The organism is Terriglobia bacterium (assembly GCA_020072645.1).
In the GTDB taxonomy this organism is placed as follows: domain Bacteria; phylum Acidobacteriota; class Terriglobia; order Terriglobales; family Acidobacteriaceae; genus Angelobacter.
The window spans coordinates 67,107-86,291 of record JAIQGK010000021.1 but is presented as its reverse complement, the minus strand read 5'-3'; the positions used below and the strand labels follow the sequence as shown (position 1 = coordinate 86,291).

Annotated in this window: 12 protein-coding genes; 4 read left to right on the top strand and 8 right to left on the bottom strand. The window is 54.8% G+C overall.

The genetic code is table 11. From position 1 onward, the window contains the following. Positions 1-85 precede the first annotated feature (85 nt). From LAO76_24815 to LAO76_24805, 3 genes are all read right to left on the bottom strand, one after another. A complete protein-coding gene (locus LAO76_24815) occupies positions 86-364 on the bottom strand; it encodes a hypothetical protein (protein MBZ5494159.1) in 279 nt (92 codons plus the stop codon). A 209-nt stretch (positions 365-573) separates the two neighbouring features. After that, positions 574-1,083, bottom strand: a complete 510-nt coding sequence (locus LAO76_24810) for a right-handed parallel beta-helix repeat-containing protein (GenBank protein MBZ5494158.1) — start codon at positions 1,081-1,083, stop codon at positions 574-576. Continuing rightward, complete coding sequence (locus tag LAO76_24805) at positions 996-2,321, bottom strand: YncE family protein (protein MBZ5494157.1); 1,326 nt, start codon at positions 2,319-2,321, stop codon at positions 996-998. The genes LAO76_24810 and LAO76_24805 overlap by 88 nt, the downstream gene beginning before the upstream one ends. 536 nt (positions 2,322-2,857) lie before the next feature. On the opposite strand from LAO76_24805, the gene LAO76_24800 reads away from it, so the two are divergent. Together LAO76_24800 and LAO76_24795 are read left to right on the top strand one after the other, a co-directional pair. Continuing rightward, entirely contained in the window at positions 2,858-3,517 is a 660-nt protein-coding gene (locus LAO76_24800) for a Crp/Fnr family transcriptional regulator (GenBank protein MBZ5494156.1), read from the top strand. A gap of 1,161 nt (positions 3,518-4,678) precedes the next feature. Beyond that, positions 4,679-6,787 carry an SBBP repeat-containing protein gene (locus LAO76_24795; protein MBZ5494155.1) on the top strand — a complete coding sequence of 703 codons (2,109 nt, stop codon included), beginning with the start codon at positions 4,679-4,681 and terminating at the stop codon, positions 6,785-6,787. A 314-nt stretch (positions 6,788-7,101) separates the two neighbouring features. Here LAO76_24795 and LAO76_24790 read toward each other — a convergent pair whose 3' ends face one another. The 5 genes from LAO76_24790 to LAO76_24770 all read right to left on the bottom strand — a co-directional run bounded on the left by LAO76_24790 (position 7,102) and on the right by LAO76_24770 (position 14,405). Beyond that, positions 7,102-8,634, bottom strand: a complete 1,533-nt coding sequence (locus tag LAO76_24790) for an alpha-amylase (protein ID MBZ5494154.1) — start codon at positions 8,632-8,634, stop codon at positions 7,102-7,104. Between the two features lie 90 nt (positions 8,635-8,724). Then, positions 8,725-9,672 carry a transporter gene (locus LAO76_24785; protein ID MBZ5494153.1) on the bottom strand — a complete coding sequence of 316 codons (948 nt, stop codon included), beginning with the start codon at positions 9,670-9,672 and terminating at the stop codon, positions 8,725-8,727. A gap of 44 nt (positions 9,673-9,716) precedes the next feature. Further along, positions 9,717-10,616 carry an OmpA family protein gene (locus tag LAO76_24780; protein ID MBZ5494152.1) on the bottom strand — a complete coding sequence of 300 codons (900 nt, stop codon included), beginning with the start codon at positions 10,614-10,616 and terminating at the stop codon, positions 9,717-9,719. A 178-nt stretch (positions 10,617-10,794) separates the two neighbouring features. Further along, complete coding sequence (locus tag LAO76_24775; GenBank protein MBZ5494151.1) at positions 10,795-11,550, bottom strand: hypothetical protein; 756 nt, start codon at positions 11,548-11,550, stop codon at positions 10,795-10,797. A gap of 89 nt (positions 11,551-11,639) precedes the next feature. After that, positions 11,640-14,405, bottom strand: a complete 2,766-nt coding sequence (locus LAO76_24770) for a glucosidase (GenBank protein MBZ5494150.1) — start codon at positions 14,403-14,405, stop codon at positions 11,640-11,642. A 441-nt stretch (positions 14,406-14,846) separates the two neighbouring features. Here LAO76_24770 and LAO76_24765 point away from each other — a divergent pair, with 441 nt between their 5' ends. Next, the gene (locus LAO76_24765; protein ID MBZ5494149.1) at positions 14,847-16,013 is read left to right on the top strand and encodes an efflux RND transporter periplasmic adaptor subunit; all 1,167 of its coding nucleotides are present in this window, start codon (positions 14,847-14,849) and stop codon (positions 16,011-16,013) included. A 2-nt stretch (positions 16,014-16,015) separates the two neighbouring features. Beyond that, on the top strand, positions 16,016-19,180 hold the full coding sequence (locus LAO76_24760; protein MBZ5494148.1) for a multidrug efflux RND transporter permease subunit: 3,165 nt from the start codon (positions 16,016-16,018) through the stop codon (positions 19,178-19,180). The last annotated feature ends 5 nt before the right edge of the window (positions 19,181-19,185 follow it).

The window sequence follows — 19,185 nt, the reverse complement described above, 5'->3', positions numbered from 1 at the left end:
ACTGCTCTCGACGGATAAAGGTAAGTCGTGCATTCTTATGAATGTCCATTCGGGCCTCCAGATTTGAGTTGACTGCTCATCACAATCAGCTTCTCTGGTTTTGCTCGAATGGACAACCTCTTGAAATGTCACAGTTAGCCCCCACTGGAATGTTTGCAATTAGGGTGTTGGTGGAAGTATCAATAACAGAAACCGTGTTGCCTGATTGAGGGCCGCTGTCGTCAACGTTGGCTACATAGGCCACGGTCTGGGCGTTGAGTAATGTCAAGGGAAGCGCTGCTGTAAGCACGGTGAAAATAAAAAGGCGGAGGAAGCCGGAAATGCATTTCCGATTTCCCAAGGTCTTGCTGGATTGAACGTTCATGGTCTTTCCTCTTTCTCTTTACACAACTCCATTGGTTTGCTGTTTGGCCCTTTCGCCCCATCACCCGCAAAACCAGAAACTGCGCGTGCTGGGAGTCCCAGCTTGGCCTTTGGCCAGAACCGGAAGCAGGCGATTGAACTAGACAGCGGCGTCTGCTCCCGGTGCCTGGTTTGGCTAGCAGCCGGAAGCTAGAAGCTGGTGGCCGAATTTCATTGAATACAAGGCTGCGACGCCGTTCCGAAGGTGTTCTGATTCCAGACATTGCTGTCGCAGTTGGGATTGCCATCCTCCAGATCGAAAATTCCATTGTGCTGCGCGGTGTTCTGGTGAAGGTTGTTGCCAGTCCCGCTGCCAGCCGTGATCCCCACTCCGAACTGGCCGTTGTTGTTGAAGGTGTTCCCTTGTACGTTATTGCCTGAAGCCACGAAGAGCAGGAAGCCGTGTGCGCCGTTGCTGCTCGCGTCATTGGCGTTGAAAACGTTGCTGGTGGCCCCGTTCATGGTGAATCCGTGCTGGTTGTTTAAAGTTGAGATATTGCCCCGGAAGAGGTTGCCGGTGGAGGGACAACTCGCGCCGCAGCCCGCGGAAAAGCCGCCATTGACGGCGAAGCCGAAGAAGTTCCCCGTGGTGGTCACATTCTTGACCAGGGAATTTGAGACCTGCTCAAAATCCACACCGCGATTGAAACCGGTAATGGTTCCTGGACCAAAAATCTGCACGTTCGAGTTTCCGGTGGCCAGCCCCACACCCGCGTTGACGCCCCTTCCGGCAAAACCGAAATGAGCAACGTCCTGCGTGATGGTGTGTCCAGCATGAGGGTCACGTTGTCAGAGCGGATGTCAATGCCATTGGTGTTGAAACAGTGCAGGTCATTGACGAGGCGGTAGGTTCCCGGCTGCGTGATGACCGTGGGGCATTTGACAATATTGGCGCCGAGGATTGTAGTGGCAATGGAAATCGGGAAAAAGCCAACCGTGACCGAATTCGCAATTGTGTTAGTCGCGGTAGGAATCACCAATACGGAACTGTTGACAGTCGTATTCAGTACGCTGTTGACGGCCAGCACCGTGCTGCCATCGGGCGTGATGGCGAGGGCGGTCAGCGTATCGCCGTTGGCGGGTATAGTGTCGACAACGGCATCGACGCTCGCGTCAATCACGAACACGGTACTGTTGGTGGGGCGTGTGAGGGTGAATTCTTCCACGTAAACATGCTGGCCATCCGGGGTCACTCCAATGCCGGTCACGAATGATGAGTTCGGCAGAGGGACGGCCGTGGTTACAGTGTTGCTAGTCGTAGCAATTACAAGCACACCGTTCTGGCCGCCCGCCAAACCCGAGCTGTCCGAGGCATAGAGCGTGCGCCCGTCCATACTGAAGGCCAGGTCGAAAAGGATATGTCCAGGAGCGATGCTGGTAATGGTGGCGAGAGTATTCGCGTTCACCACGATGACACCGCTTTCCGTAGCGAGGTATACAGTGTTGCCAGAGGCGGGGACCGCGATTGCCAGGAGAAATGTCGTCCCGAAAGATGCTGAGTTAACAACCGTGTTGGACGCGGTGTTGATGACGTATAAAGTGCTGTTTACGCCGCCCCCGCCGGCGAACACATATGCCAACGAGCCATCTGGGCTGAAGGCGACCACGGGCGCCGCGCCTTCGTTTCCAATAAAGCCAATTGCGCCGGGAAGGGAGATGGTGGCGCTGATGGAGTTGGTCGCGGTGTTCACCACCACAACGGAGTCGGGCTGGCTGCATACGTAAACCAGTTGTCCATCGGGCGAAGCCGTGGCACAAAATGGATGATCGAATCCAGGGATGGTAGCAACCACGGTGTTGGTGCTGACGTTGATGACGTCGAGAGTCCCATTATTGTTGGGCACATAGGCGAAGTTTTGCGCGTGAAGACAGGAAATGCTCAAAACGAGCAGGATGATTGGCAGGAATTTCTTGAACATCTTTTTGGTCCTTTCAAAACACACTCTTTTCTAAAGAACTACGGATCATTGATACGGGTTGAGCCATCCGGAGCCTTGATGGGCCATGGCTGTAGCTCACGAGTTGCTTCTGTTGCTATCGCGTGTAGACGAGGCAAATGTTTTCGGTTGAGCGCGACCCATGCAGGTGCGCTGTCTTCATTCGGCCAGAGAGTGATTGCCGCTCAGGTGTGGCAGGGAAAGCGGCAAGGCTGTTATTGAATCGTCAGGTCGGGAAAATGCTCACAGACTGGAGAGATGGTTGTCGGTTCAATTTTGAACATCGACCATCAAATTAGAAAATTCTTTTACAACTCGTCCCACATGCTGGATTCCCTTTGCGCGCTCGCTCTCTCCTCATCCAGCGTTTGCTACTTATGAAGTAGTAAAAAAGTGCATCGATGAAGCTAAATTTATCTAATTTTCCCAGAATGGCATCGCTGGACGATATTTACCGTTTTTTTACATACTGTCGCGATTGAACGAAGTAGTATCCATGTTTGTAAGCTGTCGTCCGCATGAAAGCCAGGCTCGATCCGCACGTCAGTAACGGAAAGGGAGTGTCGTTTCCTCCCCAGGTCCTCTTGCCCAACGTAGGGCTGGACGCGAAGATTCAAGCCTATTTGCAGAAGCAGGTCATCTTTTCCCAGGACGATCCCGCGGCCACACTTTTTTATATCCGCGAAGGCCGCGTCAGACTCACTCTGCTTTCCAGCGAAGGGAAAGCCGCAACCATTACGATCCTGGACAAAGGCGAGTTCCTGGGAGAAGAATGTCTTGTTCCCTGCCACTCGCTTAGGCTGGCCCGCGCCGTCGCCATCACCGATTGCTCCTTGCTCGAAATTGGAAAAGACCGGATGCTGGCAGCCCTGGACACTGACCACGCTTTGGCCAGCTCGTTCACGCGTTATCTACTTATTCGCAAAATCCATGCTGAGGAAAACCTTGCTGACCAGATCTTTCATTCCAGTGAGGAACGTCTGGTCCGGCTGCTTCTGCTGCTGGCCGGGCCGGAGAGACACAGCCTCCCGGAAATCAGCCAGGAAGTTCTAGCCCAGATGGTTGGCACAACCCGGCCGCGCATCAGCTACTTCATGACCAAATTCAGGAAACTGGGATTGATCGACTACAGCCGCGGCCTTCGCGTCCGTAAAGAACTGCAGAACGTTCTGCGCTGAAAAAATTGGACGCTACTGCCTTTTATTCTTCAGGCTGGGCCAGCTACTTTGTCTTCGTCGAGAAGTGCAAGATTTTCCCAACTGATTGATATTTCCTAAAACTTCAAGAAAGACCGGGATGCGAAATCCAGATTACGTTCATATTGCATTTGCAAGCCGCAGCACCCTGAAATACATTTTTGGACACACTTGCAAATCGAAAAGGAACCGTGAAGGTTCTAATTACCGGTGGAGCGGCTTACATTAGAAGCGTGGTAACGGATGCCATTTGCAGGCGCAATTACACAAGATTTCTCTGCCGGGCATCCTCCCAACCACACCCATCACGGTAATCACTTCATCGATTGGGAAGGCCTCCGCAAACGTGACTACCCAAACCCTCGATGAACGCGACCTCATCCGCATTTGTCGCGCCAAAAACCACTTGGTGGTTTTTGGTCCCAGAGAGTGCCTAGTGCGCCGCCGACATTACCAGAGCCAATGATACCGATATTCATCTCCATCTCCTTTGTTCAAGTGTCGTAATGGGGGCTGGCTCTTGCACACTTCAGTGGCTTGGGCCGCAATTTCCAAAACGGGTTCCCATCGGGTCTCGTGCATCTTTGGATTACAACTGCGATATAGCGAAGGCAGCCTTGCAAGAGCATGTGTATTGATCAGCTCTTATCCTGCGTTTTTGCAGCTTGCACGTTGCCACCCCTGCGTTTTTTGTTCTATTGCTTGAGAAAGCTCACTGTGTTCATCAATTGAGATTGTCTGGGTTATTCGCACCTCCAGTAAGATGCGTCCCATGAGCAATGCAGAGCTGCCGCACGCGAACCGCGGAGCTCGAACACGCAAAGTTGATGTTGCTGACGGTAGATCGTCTCACATAACCTCCGCGGCTGACCCGCCCTCGAATACTTTGACGGCAGTCGAATAGTTGAGTGCCCTAGCAACAACGAGCGGCCAGAGTTGCGCGGAAGTCCAGTCGGCATTTGTGCCGCAGGTTTGTGAGAACACCCGTTGCATCGGAGTATCGTGTGAGGCCAAAACCTTAGCTCATTTAGTTCGAGAGTTACGATTCTTTTTAACGAGCCATTTGCACATAAAACTCCAATCCAGACCACCTGCTGGTCTTGCAGGGCATCGGTGGTTATTAGTTCCCCGGAGGAGTGTTCCATGCGACGCAAGATGGTTCTTATCGCTACTGTCTTCTTTCTCCAGATTTCATTCCAGGCTCAGCAACCCGCCACGAACTCGGCGGCTCGGCTGAAAGGTTTGCCTGTTTCATTTGAAGAAAATCATGGGCAAGTGGATTCGCAGATCCGCTATCTCGCCCACGCCGGTCACGCGACAATTTATTTCTCGCCTGCGGAAACTGTTCTGGCCCTGATGTCGCACGACTCACAAAAGAAACCTGAGCTCTCGGTCCTGCGGCTGGAGTGGGTTGGAGCAAACTCTCGCCCTCAAATAATGGCCGAGCATCCATTGACGGGAAGAATCAATTACCTGATCGGGCACAACCCGAGCCAATGGCACACCGACATTCCCACATATGCGCGAGTGCGCTATCGCGACCTATTCCCGGGAGTGGATGCGGTGTTCTATGGCAAAGACGGCGAGATTGAGTACGATATGGTCCTGGCTCCGGGCGTCGATCCGGGAAAAATTCGTTTCACCCCACGAGGAGCCCGTTCGATGAGACTGGCACGCAATGGCGACCTGGTGCTGGCGTTGGAAAACGGCAAAGTACTCCAACGGAGGCCCAGGGTTTACCAGGAAAACAATGGAGTGCGTCGCTTGCTTGCTGCTCATTACCTCATTCACCACGACAAGACGGTGAGCTATGAAATCGCCGGTCTTGATCGCAAACTACCCCTGGTGATAGATCCCACGTTGTCATATTCCACTTACATTGGAAGTGACACAGCTGATACGGTTACTTCAGTTGCCGTGGACCAATTTGGCGACGCGTACGCCACGGGAAGCACGGTTTTCGGTTTCCCTACCAAAAGTCCTGCCCAGCAGAATCAACTCGGCATGGATGCTTTTGTGACCAAGTTTTCATCTAACGGCGGCAGCCTTATTTATTCCACTATTCTCGGCGGCAGCGCAGCTGACTCCGGTACCGCCATCGCGATTGATCGTTTCGGTAACGCTTATGTGGCCGGAGAAACGGAGTCCACTGATTTCCCCACAACTCCTGGGGCGTTCCAATCGCTTGGCGCAGATGCAGACAATGGCTTCGTCACCAAGCTAAGCCCCAGTGGCTCATCACTCGTCTATTCGCTCTTGCTCGGCGGCGGGGACGCTGACTCAATCAGGGGGCTGGCGTTGGATACGCAGCACCGCGTTTACGTGACCGGGTTTACCTGTTCCACGAACTTCCCCGTCAAGAATGCATTCCAGCCGGTCACCAATAGCCAGAATTGTGCCAATGGTGGCGGAGACGCCTTCGTCACACGCGTGAACGCCACCGGAACAGACCTCGATTATTCGACCTATCTGGATGGTACGTTTTCAAGTATCGGCAACGGAATCGCCGTTGATTCCACTTTCGAAGCTTACGTTACCGGGGCCACTGCCTCCCCTGACTTCCCCACCACACCCGGCGCGTTTCAAAGAACGTTGAAGGCGAAGATAATTACCGGATTTCCCCACGATACGCACCAAGACAACGCCTTTGTTACCAAATTCTCTGCTGATGGCAGATCCCTGGTCTATTCTAGTTTCCTGGGCGGCACGGCGAATGATGTAGGAACAGCCATCGCCCTGGATCCTGACGGCCGGGCCTGTGTTGCCGGTAACGCTTCATCGTCGGATTTCCCTATCACTTCAGCCGCATTCCAGAAAACAATCCACGGCTCGAACGACGCATTTGTAACCAAGTTTCAACTCAGCGGCGGCGGCCTGTTCTATTCCACATTTCTCGGCGGCAGTGGCAGTGACGGTGCAAATTCTATTGCCCTAGACAGCTTTGGCCGTGCCTATGTCGCTGGCGGTACTTCTTCCACAAATTTTCCTGTCCTCAATGCTATCCAGTCGCATCTTGTTGGGGGTCAGGACGCATTTGTGACTAAGCTTTCCGCCACCGGCAACGCCCTCTTCTTCTCTACCTATCTCGGAGGCGCGGCAGCGGACGTGGCTAATTCCATACGACTTGATAGCTCCGCAAACGCTTTCATTGGCGGCGCAACGGATTCGACAAACTTCCCCACCACACCCGGCGCATTCTCCCGGACCAAAAAACAGGCGACTGACGGATGGGTGGCGAAGATAACACCTTGAGAACAGGAAGTCGACGACTCAGCGCAATAGGGGGCGTTTTTCAGGGCGCTCCCTTGAAAATACAAACATCAGTTGTCAATCAGCAATTCAGCACCGAATTCGCCTGATCGTTTAAGCAGGTCAGGCGAAAGAGTAGGGCCTCCATCAAAAGTAGATTGAAAGTGCCCGCACCACCACATGACACGACCGAAGTCCTTGTGGGCAATTATGGATTCCTTGTATGGCGCAACCCTGGCAAGACGAATTCCATGTTCACACGTGATAGTTCAAAGTGCGAAAGCCCCGGAATTTGTTTTGCTGAGCTCATCCCTCCTTCAGGAACGGCTGGCCGCCAGTTCCAGTCTGGGTTTTTTGGGTTCCTCTTTCGCCTGCGCTCGACCATACCGGAAGAGATTACAGTTCCATGGACCAAGTTCTACATAAAGCCCGGAGGACTGCATCTCATCTCCTTCACGGTCATAGTTCACGCCGGCCAAGGCATCACTCAAGCGCCACGTCTTGCCTTGAACATCGTCCCAGGGTATTCGCACACGGGCCTGCACGGTACTGTCACTAAAATTGATTACGACCAGATACCGATCTTCACCCTTGAGCCAGCACCAGGCCAGTAGATTTTGGAAGCTTGGATTATCAGGCCAGCCGGTGCACTCACAGAGCTTCCATTGACCATCGCGAAATACCGGGTTGTCGATGGCTTTCGAAAGCGTTTTGTAGAAGGACTGCAGTCCCGTATCCGCGGGTTCATGCGGGCGGCGGCCCAGAAAAACCGGCGGCCTTACTTTTCGTCCTTCGAACTGCCCTTCATGGAACAGTCTCGCTCCAGGAAGAGTGGCCATGGTTACGGCAGCGACCCGTTCCTTGGCCGGTGAGAATGTTGCTGCGGCTCGCGGCTCGTCGTGGTTTTCAATGAACAGGAGCAGCTTCTGCTGGTAAGCAGGATCGGCACGCAGATGAGAGCGAATGCTTTCCGCGTTGCCGTGTTCCAGCCGGTCATAGAGTTTTTTGTCATAGCAGAAATCGAAGCCCTTTTGTTGCAGCTCCCACTCCAGGTCCCAATAAGCTTCGGCGATGAAAAGAAAGTCGGGATGCGCTTTCTTAATAGCGGGAATCACATCAACCCAATACTCGGTTGCGGGCGGCTGGCCCGCGCGGACGCCCCACGTACGCTCGAACACCGAATTCAGCAGAAGCATTGACATGTCGCAACGGACGCCATCGCACTGTGAGGCGATGCTTCCGATGGTTTCAATCACGGCCTTCCGCAGTCCCAGTTGAAAAGCATTGAGCTGCAGCACGTCTGGCCACGCGGGAAAGAAGGGGTCGCGTCCGCAGGCAAAGACATTTCCTCCCACATCAAGAAAGGATGCCGGATCTCTCTTCACATCGTCAGCATTCCCGCACACAAAGTACTCGGGATGCTCGGTGACCCACGGATGGTCCGGAGCGACATGGTTCGGCACAAAATCCAGAATGAGGTTCATGCCCCGCTTGGCGAGTTCCTTGCGGGCGATAGCGAGACCCGCGGGGCCGCCAAAATGTTCGTCAACCACATAGCGCCGGACGCAATAAGGCGATCCCACATTATCCTGCGAACGAAAGTCCGGAAGCGCCTTACGGAAATCAGTCAGCAGGTTTGCGTTCTGCTTGGCTACTGCGATGCCGGCAGGACTACGCTCCCAAACGCCCATGAGCCACACCGCGTCAAAACCGTAATCGGCAATGGCGTCCCACTCCACCGCGGGCACCGAGCTCAAGTCGATTGATAGTCCAGCTCTCATTTTGAGATCAGAAAGCCAGACCCAGGTATCGATTTCATAGATCGTTGGATACTTATGCCACTTGTTCATCTCTCTTGCCTCCCAGCGCCGTGGGCGCCTTAAATTTAGCATCGTGCGCATTGCAATTCATGCGGCATCCACCAAGTCGTAAAAGCTTAATCACTTCGGCAACCAGCCGCCGATCCATCCATATTGCCAGGCCATCTGCACGGCCTGATAGTTTCCGCCGAATCTAATGCTCGCGCCCCGGTCGTAACTGAACTTAAGCGTCTGGTGCTGGGTAATTGGGATCGCAGTCGTCGCTCCGACGCGGGAGTTTCTTTGCAGCGTGTCAGGGTTCTGCACGCCGTTGAGACTGCTTCTGCCACCGTACCAGTAGTTACCGTCCAGCGATAGCCAGAGCCGCGGTTTGAAGTCATAACTCAGATGTCCTTCCGCTACCTCGATGGATTCCTGCGTTTTCGACTGCGTGCCGGACACAAAGCTGTTGTGGGAGAAGAACTCCGGGTTGTGGGTAAAAAACCAGACACCGCCATAGACATCAACCAGCCACTTGCCGTGGCGTTCCGAATAGCCAAGCTCCGGGCGGAACGCCCACCGGTTATTGCCGATGTTGATGAGCAGATGCGGGTCATACTTTCCCGTGGGTGTCTGCACGATAAAGCTTGCGCCCAGCAGCCGCTTCTGCTTCCATTTCATGAACTGCGGCAGTGTCATGGCCGGGCCGCCCATCAGATTCACGGAAAAGCGAACCACGCCATCGCCCAGGCCTGAGCGGTAGGTCTTTTGTCTCTGGTCAACGACCAGTGCCTGGAGGCTGCCCACTACATACGGCAATCCGACGGTGACGTTAGCCGAGCGCCCAAAGAAGCTCAGCGAGCGATAGTAGGAAGAAACGTTAATCGAGATGGTACCGCTGGCATCAGTGAGGGGAGAGCTATCGTCAAAGAGAATGCCGCCGTGGTACAGACTTGTAGTCACAGTGAAAGCGTTGGATTCCAGGGGCGTAACCATGTAAGCCCGCGGAGCGAATGTTTGAGCACAAAGAAGATGCGCGGTGAAGATTGCCAACGCCGCCGACAACGCGAGCTTGTTTAGGAAGCACATTCTCCTTGTGCACCGCCAACTTTCCGGGCCGGGCCATGGACGAGTTACAGACCGGCAATTGCTTTGTTCTGCAGAACACGCACGACCACACGGCGACTCGCAGCCTGACCTGCTGCGGTTTTATCGTTGCCCGCTTGATGACTTTCGCCCATAGCGCCCGGTGCCAGCATTCTGGTCAGGGGAACGTGGCCCTGCTGAAGCAGGATGTTCGTTACATTCTCCGCGCGGTCTTCACTCAGGCGCTGGTTCACGGCAACGCTACCCTGGGAAGAGGCATGGCCGGTGACTTCGATCATATAGCCTTCAACGTTCCTGGCTTTGTCCGCCAGCGCCAGCAATTGGGGCACATACTTGGGATCGACTTTTATCTTGCCGTTGCCAAAGTAAACCGTTACCTCGTCAAAGATGTAGTAGTCATCAAGCTGGCCAAAGCGCGCCACGGCTTCTTCGATTGCCTTCTTGTTAGCGGCGATCTTGGCCTTTTGCTCAGCTAACTGGCTCTGCTGGGCCTGCAAAGCTTCATTATGCGCTTTGAGCTCCTCCTGCTGCTTCTTCAGCGCCTCCTGAGATTCATGCAGGCCGGCCTGAATGGATTGGGCCCGTTTCAGGTCACTGCTCTTGAACTTGATTGAGGTTGCTACCAGTTGATGTTGCTCGTTGTAGTTCCCCTGTACCTTCACGGCAAGACCCGGAATGAGATCGGTCATCGGCATTTCTTTGCTGCGGACCTTAAGCGCACCCTCGGGCCGGCTCACCGCTGTGTCATCGTTCAACAGCACAGTCACGTTTGTGCTATCAGAGGTCTGCACGAGCATGGCGTTGCCGTTCCGTAATTTGATCAGGCCTTCCACCTTTACCGTGTCGGCAAAGGCCGATGTGCCGAGTGCAAACGCGATCGCAAGGACGGAACCATATGCAACTCTGAGCCTGTTGTAGTGAGTCATAGCTCTTTCTCCTATGTTCAATCGTCAAATCTGGTGATCGGACGAATTCGTGGTGACCACTAACTATCCGCCCGGTTGCCATCGGGGACGACTGTCAGAATTGCCAGTGATGTCCATAAACACAGGCTGAAGCCTGCGATCGTTACAAGGTGTGGCGCGCTTTTCATTTCACTCAACCCTATTGCGACTGTAGCGCTTGAGCCAGACTCGAGAGATTGTGAGCAGCTACGCGAATAGCACCCGCATGCGGGCTATCAATGTCAGCGATCAGGCAAAAAGCGATGGACACGGCAAAGGGCAGGATCAGAAATATCCGCGATTCGCGCCGCCGCGCGCCGTATCCGATCAGCAGGTTGCAGCAGAAGGCGATTGTCACCATCAATCCCCACGCGGGGAAAGGAATGCGATTCCACCATGCGGCCTGCGTGTATCCCTGCGAGTTCAACACGTCATTCATACCGGAAACGGCAAGAGCAACCAGCGGCGTAGGCTGCGCGGTTCGCGACTGCACGGCCGACCACAGCTCTTTCTGAAGTTGGGCTGTATCTGAATTGATCTTCTCCAGCTTTTGCGGATTGCGAGTGGTGTAGAACAAGATGCGCTGATCGAGATACTTCTTCAGCAGTTCGCGCACTCTCGATGCATCCTCGGCAGGCAGCAGGTCGGCCCGCGCATACTCAGTACCAATGGCGTTGGCTTCTTGCTCCTCGTAATTCTTGCGCAGATCGTAGCGGCTAACGGCCATGGAGAAACTAAAACCGATCAGGAGTCCCAGCAGGGTCAGCGTCGCGCCCAGCACAACGCCGTAATCATCCCGCTCTTCGTCCTGAACGGGGCGAACTCTCTTGCGAAGGAGGTCGCCGGTCCAGGCCGCAATGAGCAGAACGACAAACGATACAGCCAACACAAGAAGAGGAAAGTCCAGCAGCTTCATCGTTCAGCAGGCTCCTTCTGGGCCCCGACCGAAAATACAGCCGTTAAGCCACCACCTTCTCTTTCTTCCCGAGCGAAATAGCCGAGCCTTTAAGCCACCTTCTCCTCTTTCTTCCCTGCTCCTGCCGCCGCGGCCTTGGCGAACGCGGCTTCCCGGCCTTCCGCCAATGCCTTCTTGGCGTCCAACATGCCGAAAAGCTCGATAAGTTTGGCCACCAGACCTGTCCAGCCGGTTTGATGGCTCGCGCCCAATCCAGCGCCGTTATCGCCATGGAAGTATTCGTAGAAGAGGACGAGGTCGCGCCAGTTGGGATCGCTCTGGAACTTCTCCGTGCCGCCATAGACTGGCCGACGACCTTTTTCGTCGCGGGTGAAAATCCTGGTAAGACGATCAGCGATTTCTTTGCTCACTTCAAAGAGATTCATCATCTTGCCGGAACCTGTTGGGCATTCAATCTTGAAGTTGTCGCCATAGTACAGATAAAAGTTCAGCAGCGCACGGATGATCATCACGTTCACCGGCATCCAGATTGGGCCGCGCCAGTTGGAGTTGCCGCCAAACATGCCGGTGTTGGACTCAGCCGGAAGATATTCCACGCGGTACTCCTGTCCGGCTACGTGCAAGATAAACGGGTGCTGCTCGTGAAACTTGGAGAGCGAGCGGATGCCGTAAGAACTAAGGAACTCATTCTCGTCGAGCATTTTGGTGAGTATCCGGCGCAGCCGGTCGGGGTTGACCAAGGCTATGATCCCGCGATCGGCGACTCCAAAATGTCCTGGGCCCGTTGGGTGGATGGTCGCCTTGAGCTCGGGAATGCGGCGCAGGCGTTCATGAAGAGTGGCCATCGTCTCCGGAACACTTTCCCGCATCCACTTTTCAAGGACTGTGGTGGCGCACAGCGGAAGCAGGCCGACCATGGAGCGCACCTTCAGCCGCTGGGAGCTGCCGTCGGGGAGCCGCAGCAGATCGTAATAGAAGCCGTCCTCCTCGTCCCACATGCCATCCTGACCGGGCCGGTTCATGGCCGCGCCAATGTAGTAGAAGTGCTCGGCGAACTTCATGATCATGGGTTCGTAGGTGGGGTCTTGGGAGGTGATGTCAAACGCAAGTTCCAGCATGTTCTGGCTGAACAGGCCCATCCAGGCCGTGCCATCCGCCTGCTCCAGGCTTCCGCCGGTGGGAAGCGGGGCGCTGCGATCAAAAACGCCGATGTTATCCAGACCGAGGAATCCGCCTTCAAACACGTTTTTGCCAAAGCGGTCTTTGCGGTTCACCCACCAGGTAAAGTTCAGCAGCAGCTTGTTAAACGTCTCTTTAATGAAATTAATGTCTGACCTGCCGCGGGCCGCTTCGGCACGATTCAGAAAGAGCGTGGCAAAAGCGTGGACAGGAGGATTCACGTCACTGAAGTTCCACTCGTAAGCGGGCATCTGTCCGTTGGGGTGCAGGTATGCGGCGCGCAGCATCAATTGCATCTGGTCTTTGGCAAAGTCAGGGTCAACGATGGAGAGCGGGAGCGTGTGGAAGGCCAGGTCCCAGGCAGCGTACCAGGGATACTCCCACTTGTCCGGCATGGAGATGATGTCCCGGTTCAGCATGTGGAACCACTCTGAGTTCCGGGAGGCTCGAGATCCGGTATGGAGAGGGTTGGAGTGGTGCTCGTCCAGCCAGTTATCACCGTCAAAAAAGAAGAATTGCTTGCTCCATAGCATGCCGGCCAGCGCCTGGCGCATCACCCTGGCCTGGTCTTCACCGACCGACGGCGGCGTCACGGATTTGTAGAACTCATCGCATTCACGCAACCGCGCCGCGAAGATTTCATCAAATGGCTTTCCAAAAGGTTTGCTCTTAGGTTCAGAGGAATTTTTTGAAAGCCGCAGGCGAACCGTTTTGGTCTGCCCCGCGCCGACGTTGATCGTGTAGTGCGCCGCGACCTTGGTGCCCTTTTTCTCAGGATTCACCGCGTCCAGCTTGCCCTGCACCACGCAGTCATTGATGCCGTCTTTGACGTGCGGACTCTCATTCTTCTGGCCTTGCCCGGGAAAAAGTTTTTCGTGGTTGGTTTCATTCTCGGTAAAGAGCAGTGGCACGTCACCTTCGCACCAGAGTGTGAAGTTGCCAAGCTGCGTGTGCGTGATCTCAACCGCGCTTGTGCCCGCCGCGGATTCAATCTGTTTTAGAAACGGCTTGACTTCAACCCGGTTGGATGAGGCAATCCACTTGGACCAGTCATTGCGGAACCACAACGTTGGCAACACATGCAGCTCTGCGACTTCCGGCCCGCGGTTGGCTGCGCTGATCCGCACCAGGATGTCTTCGGGACCGTCTTTCGCGTACTCAACAAACACGTCGAAGTATCGGTCTTCATTGAAGACGCCGGTATCGAGCAATTCGTATTCAAAGTCATTACGGGTGCGGCGACGGTTCGTTTCCAGCAAGTCGCAATAGGGATAGGCCGCCTGCGGATACTTATAGAGATACTTCATGTAGGAATGCGTCGGCGTGCTGTCGAGGTAGAAATAGTATTCCTTTACGTCTTCGCCATGGTTGCCTTCACTGTTGGTCAGGCCAAAGAGCCGCTCCTTGAGAATCGGGTCCTCACCGTTCCACAGGGCCAAGGCGAAGCAAAGGTGCTGCTGGTCGTCGGAAATGCCGGCAATGCCATCCTCGCCCCAGCGGTATGCGCGCGAACGCGCCTGATCATGGGTGAAGAAATTCCATGCGTCGCCGCCTGGGCTGTAATCCTCGCGCACGGTGCCCCACTGGCGCTCACTCAGATATGGGCCCCATTTTTTCCAGGGGAGATTGGCTGTGCGGGCTTCTTCCAGCCTGACGGTTTCTGCATTGGTTTTCATCTCTTTCCTCCATAATCGAGGCATTGTCGAAAGGGGCCGCGAGTTAAGCTCATCCTATTTCCCAATGTGACAGCGGACGACTGTCAAAACTGACAGTTGGATTGCAAAAATGCACGGTTTATGGGCATGCGCCTTGATCTTTTGGCACTTTGCACAACTTACTGATTGGAGTCACAGAGCGCAGTGATTTGGGTCACACGTAAGCCCTGTTGCCCGGGCAAGGGAGCCGGCGATCCGTGGGCCCTGGGAGAAATCCACAGCCTATAACAGCCCACTGTGTCCTCATATCGCCCCGCTGGAAACTAGTACTTTTGACAGTTTTGTAGAGCTGCCACCCCGGTCAGAATGCGCCTTAGCGGATTGGAACAACAAATCATGCTGAACGCTGTCCCTACATGAGGGCGCCGAGGTCTCGATTCAGCGTGAAAGTGGAGGAGCGAAATGTCTGCGAGTCTATATGCAAACTCAAAGTATCGTCTTTATACAGGTATTAGTTTCTGTTTCGCTGCCTTGCTGACGCTTGGGGGTTGTGCAAGCAAGACTGAGGCAGCACCTCCGCCTCCTCCAGAAGTGCAGGTGGTCGACGTTCAACAGAAAGATGTGCCGATTTACGGCGAGTGGGTCGCGATCCTGGATGGATACGTGAATGCCGACATACGTCCCCAGGTAAGCGGATACCTGATGAAACAGAATTACCGCGAGGGCAGCGTGGTACATAAAGGAGACGTATTGTTCGAAATCGATCCTCGTCCCTTTGACGCTGCACTGCAACAAACAAAAGGCCAGCAGGCGCAGGCTGAAGCCCAACTGGGCAAGACGGCGCTTGACGTCCAGCGTGACACACCGCTGGCAAAACAAAGTGCGATTCCCCAGGCGCAACTGGACAACGACATTCAGGCCAATGCCGCCGCCATCGCCATTGTTGACGCGGCCAAAGCACAAGTGGAGCAAGCGCGCCTAAATCTTGAGTTCACGAAGGTGCGATCGCTGGTGGACGGTGTTGCCGGCCTGGCCAAGGGACAGATAGGTGATCTCGTTGGGCCCACGTCGATCCTGACGACTGTGTCGCAAATTCAGCCAATCAAGGTTTACTTCTCCGTAAGCGAACAAGAGTATCTTCCCTTTGCTTCCAAGATCAGTGAAGTTGCCAGCGGTAAGCGTGCTCTCGGCGTGAATAAGGCGTTGGAGCTCATCTTGGCGGACGGAAGCGTTTACCCGAGTAAAGGCCAGATCCTTATCGCCGACCGTCAGGTCGATCTAAAGACAGGAACGATTCGCTTTGCCGGCGCGTTCGACAACCCCGGCGGGATACTCCGTCCAGGACAGTTCGCTCGCGTGAGGTTCCCTACCGCGCTGGCAAAAAATGCAATGCTGGTGCCACAACGTTCGGTGATTGAAACACAGGGCACCTATCAGGTTGCAGTGGTGACTCCAGAAAGCAAAGCCAGCATTCGACCGGTAACCGTTGGAGAGCGAGTGGGGGACATGTGGATCATCAAGAATGGCGTGCAGCCCTCCGAGCAGGTCATCGTGGAAGGATTCCAGAAAGTTAGAGAGGGATCGCCTGTCATACCCAAACCTTATCAAGCGTCCAAAGAAGGCAAATAGCCATGGCAAACTTTTTTATTCGGCGTCCTATCGTGGCAATGGTCATCTCCATTCTCATGGTAATTATCGGCGTTGTATCCATGCTTCGGCTTCCTACCGCGCAATTCCCCAACATAGCGCCTCCTGAAATTCAGGTGAAGGCCACTTATCCGGGTGCGGACGCGCAGACCATCGAGCAATCGGTTGCTACCCCGATCGAACAGCAGATGAGCGGCGTGGACAACATGAACTACATGTACTCCACCAACGCTAACAACGGCGCGATGACGCTAACCGTGAACTTCGACATTAAGACGGACCCAAGCACGGACCAGATCCTGGCACAGATGCGCACCAATCAGGCGAACTCCCAGCTGCCGACGGACGTAATCAATGCTGGAGTCACCGTGCAGAAGTCCACGGCAGCGCCACTGATGCTGGTGAACCTGGTCTCTCCCAAAGGGAGCTATGACAACATCTTTCTTGCGAACTACGCCTATATCAATCTCAATGACCAGTTGACGCGCGTTCCGGGCATTGCGAGCGTAACGGTGTTTGGCGCAGGGCAATATGCTATGCGCTGCTGGGTGAAACCTGACCGGCTGGCGAAGCTGGGTGTGACCGTCCCTGAGTTGGTCAAGGCAATCCAGACACAAAACACGGTAAATCCCGCTGGCCAGATTGGCGGCGAGCCAGTCCCCAAAGGACAGGACTTTACATACGCCGTGCGGGCCCAGGGTCGCCTGCCCTCTCCAGAAGAGTTCGGCAGCATCGTGATACGGGCCAACCCTGACGGTTCTGTGCTCTATATGAAGGATGTGGCCCGCATTGAGTTGGGAGCCCAAACCTATAACATTATGGGGCGATACAACGGCAAGCCGGCGGCGGTGCTGGCCATCTATCAATTGCCGGGATCGAATGCAGTGCAAGCCGCGGCCGGCGTTCGCAAACTGATGGCCGAAGCAAAAAGCCGCTTCCCGCAGGACCTGGACTATGCCATCGCACTGGATACAACGCTAGCGGTTACAGAAGGCTTGCGTGAAATTCAGAAGACGCTTTTTGAAGCCATCATCCTCGTCATCATCGTCGTTTACATTTTCCTGCAAGGATGGCGCGCAACGCTGATTCCACTGTTGGCCGTGCCTGTGTCTCTGGTTGGAACATTTGTTATTTTTCCGGCGCTCGGTTTTTCCATCAACACCTTATCTCTCTTCGGGCTGGTACTGGCAATTGGATTGGTGGTGGACGATGCGATTGTGGTTGTGGAAGCCGTGGAGCACCACATTGAACATGGGCTCTCGCCGAAGGATGCAGCTCACAAAGCCATGGAAGAGGTTTCCGGGCCGGTCATCGCAATTGCGCTGATTCTTGCCGCTGTGTTCATTCCTACAGCGTTCATTCCCGGCATCACCGGTCGCTTGTACCAGCAGTTCGCCATCACAATCGCCATCTCAGTGTTGATTTCAGCTTTCAACGCGTTGTCTCTTAGTCCGGCGCTTTCAGCACTTCTGCTCAAGCACAAGAAAGAGGCCCGTGGACCTCTGGGAATGTTTTTCCGCTGGTTTAATCGTGTATTTGGCCGCACCACGGACGGCTACGTAAGCATCTGCGGCGGCCTTATCCGCAAAGCCGGATTGAGCATGCTCTCGCTCGTTGGCGTAACCGCGCTGGCGCTGTGGTTCGGCTCCAAGCTGCCGTCAAGCTTCCTGCCTGACGAAGACCAGGGGTTCGTCTATGCCGGACTGCAATTGCCGAATGCCGCATCGCTGCAGCGCAATGATGAGGCATCGCGCAAAATAGAAGAGATCGTTACCAAGACCCCTGGCGTGGAAGGCGTGACTTCAGTTATTGGATACAGCATGCTCAGCGGCGTGCAGGATACCTATAGCTCCTTCTATTTCATCACGCTGAAAGAGTGGGCGGAACGCAAAGCTCCTGAAGAACAGTACGAGGCCATTAAAGCGCATCTGAACAAGGCACTCAGCGGTGTTACGGAAGGTATCGCGTTCTCATTCCCTCCTCCGGCAATTCCCGGTGTAGGAACCTCAGGAGGCGTGAGTTTTCTTTTAGAAGACCGCGCGGGCAAAGACCCGGAGTTCCTGAACAAGAATCTGGCCCAGTTCATAGCGGCCGCGCGGAAGCGTCCTGAATTGGCCAGCGTTTCCACGACTGCGCTGCCCATAATTCCGCAGGTATATGTGGACGTCGACCGTCCCAAGGTGGTGGCCCAGGGTGTCCAGCTGTCTGACGTTTACAAGACGCTGCAAATGTTCATGGGCGGAGTGCTGGTAAATTACTTCAATCAGTTTGGCCGGCAATGGCAGGTGTACGTGCAGGCGGAGGGTGATTATCGAACGCGAGCGGAGAACCTGGGGCAGTTCTACATAACCAATGATGCTGGACAGCCTGTCCCCATGAGCGCGGTAACCAGAGTGAAGCCGAGCACCGGACCTGAATTCACCATGCGCTATAACCTCTACCGATGCGTGCAACTCAATGGCAGCGCCGCCCCCGGATATAGCTCAGGCCAGGCGATGAAAGCCATGGAAGAAGTCTTCAAGCAGACCATGCCGGCGGAGATGGGCTACGACTATCTTGGCATGTCGTTCCAGGAGAAAAAAGCGACTGAAGGCGTGTCGTCCGCCGTCATCTTCGCGATGTCGTTGTTGTTTGTGTTTTTGATCCTTGCTGCGCAATACGAGAGCTGGTCATTGCCGTTCAGTGTGCTCCTAGGTACGCCGGTCGCGGTGTTCGGGGCACTCTGGTTCCTCTGGATGCGCGGACTTGAAAACAACGTATACGCGCAAATCGGATTGGTCATGCTAATCGGACTTGCCGCCAAGAACGCGATTCTGATCGTTGAGTTCGCCAAAATGGAATTCGACAAGGGCAAATCAATCGAAGAGTCAGCCTTGTCCGCAGCCCGATTGCGTTTACGCCCTATATTAATGACCGCGTTTGCCTTCATTCTTGGCTGCGTGCCCTTGTGGACAGCCACTGGCGCAGGCGCCATATCACGTCGAGTGCTGGGAAGCGCCGTAATTGGTGGCATGCTGGCGGCTTCCCTGCTCGCCATCTTCCTGATCCCTGTAAGCTTCGACGTGGTTGAACGGCTGGCGCATCGCGGCAAAAAAGATGTTGAGCCGCCCGCGCCAAGACCTGTAGCGAAGCCGACGGCGGCAGCATAAGGACG

Bases quoted from the DNA above. Each gene is read 5' to 3' on its own strand.
- LAO76_24815 (MBZ5494159.1), bottom strand. From the start codon at position 364: ATGAACGTTCAATCCAGCAAGACCTTGGGAAATCGGAAATGCATTTCC.
- LAO76_24805 (MBZ5494157.1), bottom strand. From the start codon at position 2,321: ATGTTCAAGAAATTCCTGCCAATCATCCTGCTCGTTTTGAGCATTTCC.
- LAO76_24800 (MBZ5494156.1), top strand. From the start codon at position 2,858: ATGAAAGCCAGGCTCGATCCGCACGTCAGTAACGGAAAGGGAGTGTCG.
- LAO76_24795 (MBZ5494155.1), top strand. From the start codon at position 4,679: ATGCGACGCAAGATGGTTCTTATCGCTACTGTCTTCTTTCTCCAGATT.
- LAO76_24790 (MBZ5494154.1), bottom strand. From the start codon at position 8,634: ATGAACAAGTGGCATAAGTATCCAACGATCTATGAAATCGATACCTGG.
- LAO76_24785 (MBZ5494153.1), bottom strand. From the start codon at position 9,672: ATGTGCTTCCTAAACAAGCTCGCGTTGTCGGCGGCGTTGGCAATCTTC.
- LAO76_24780 (MBZ5494152.1), bottom strand. From the start codon at position 10,616: ATGACTCACTACAACAGGCTCAGAGTTGCATATGGTTCCGTCCTTGCG.
- LAO76_24775 (MBZ5494151.1), bottom strand. From the start codon at position 11,550: ATGAAGCTGCTGGACTTTCCTCTTCTTGTGTTGGCTGTATCGTTTGTC.
- LAO76_24770 (MBZ5494150.1), bottom strand. From the start codon at position 14,405: ATGAAAACCAATGCAGAAACCGTCAGGCTGGAAGAAGCCCGCACAGCC.
- LAO76_24765 (MBZ5494149.1), top strand. From the start codon at position 14,847: ATGTCTGCGAGTCTATATGCAAACTCAAAGTATCGTCTTTATACAGGT.
- LAO76_24760 (MBZ5494148.1), top strand. From the start codon at position 16,016: ATGGCAAACTTTTTTATTCGGCGTCCTATCGTGGCAATGGTCATCTCC.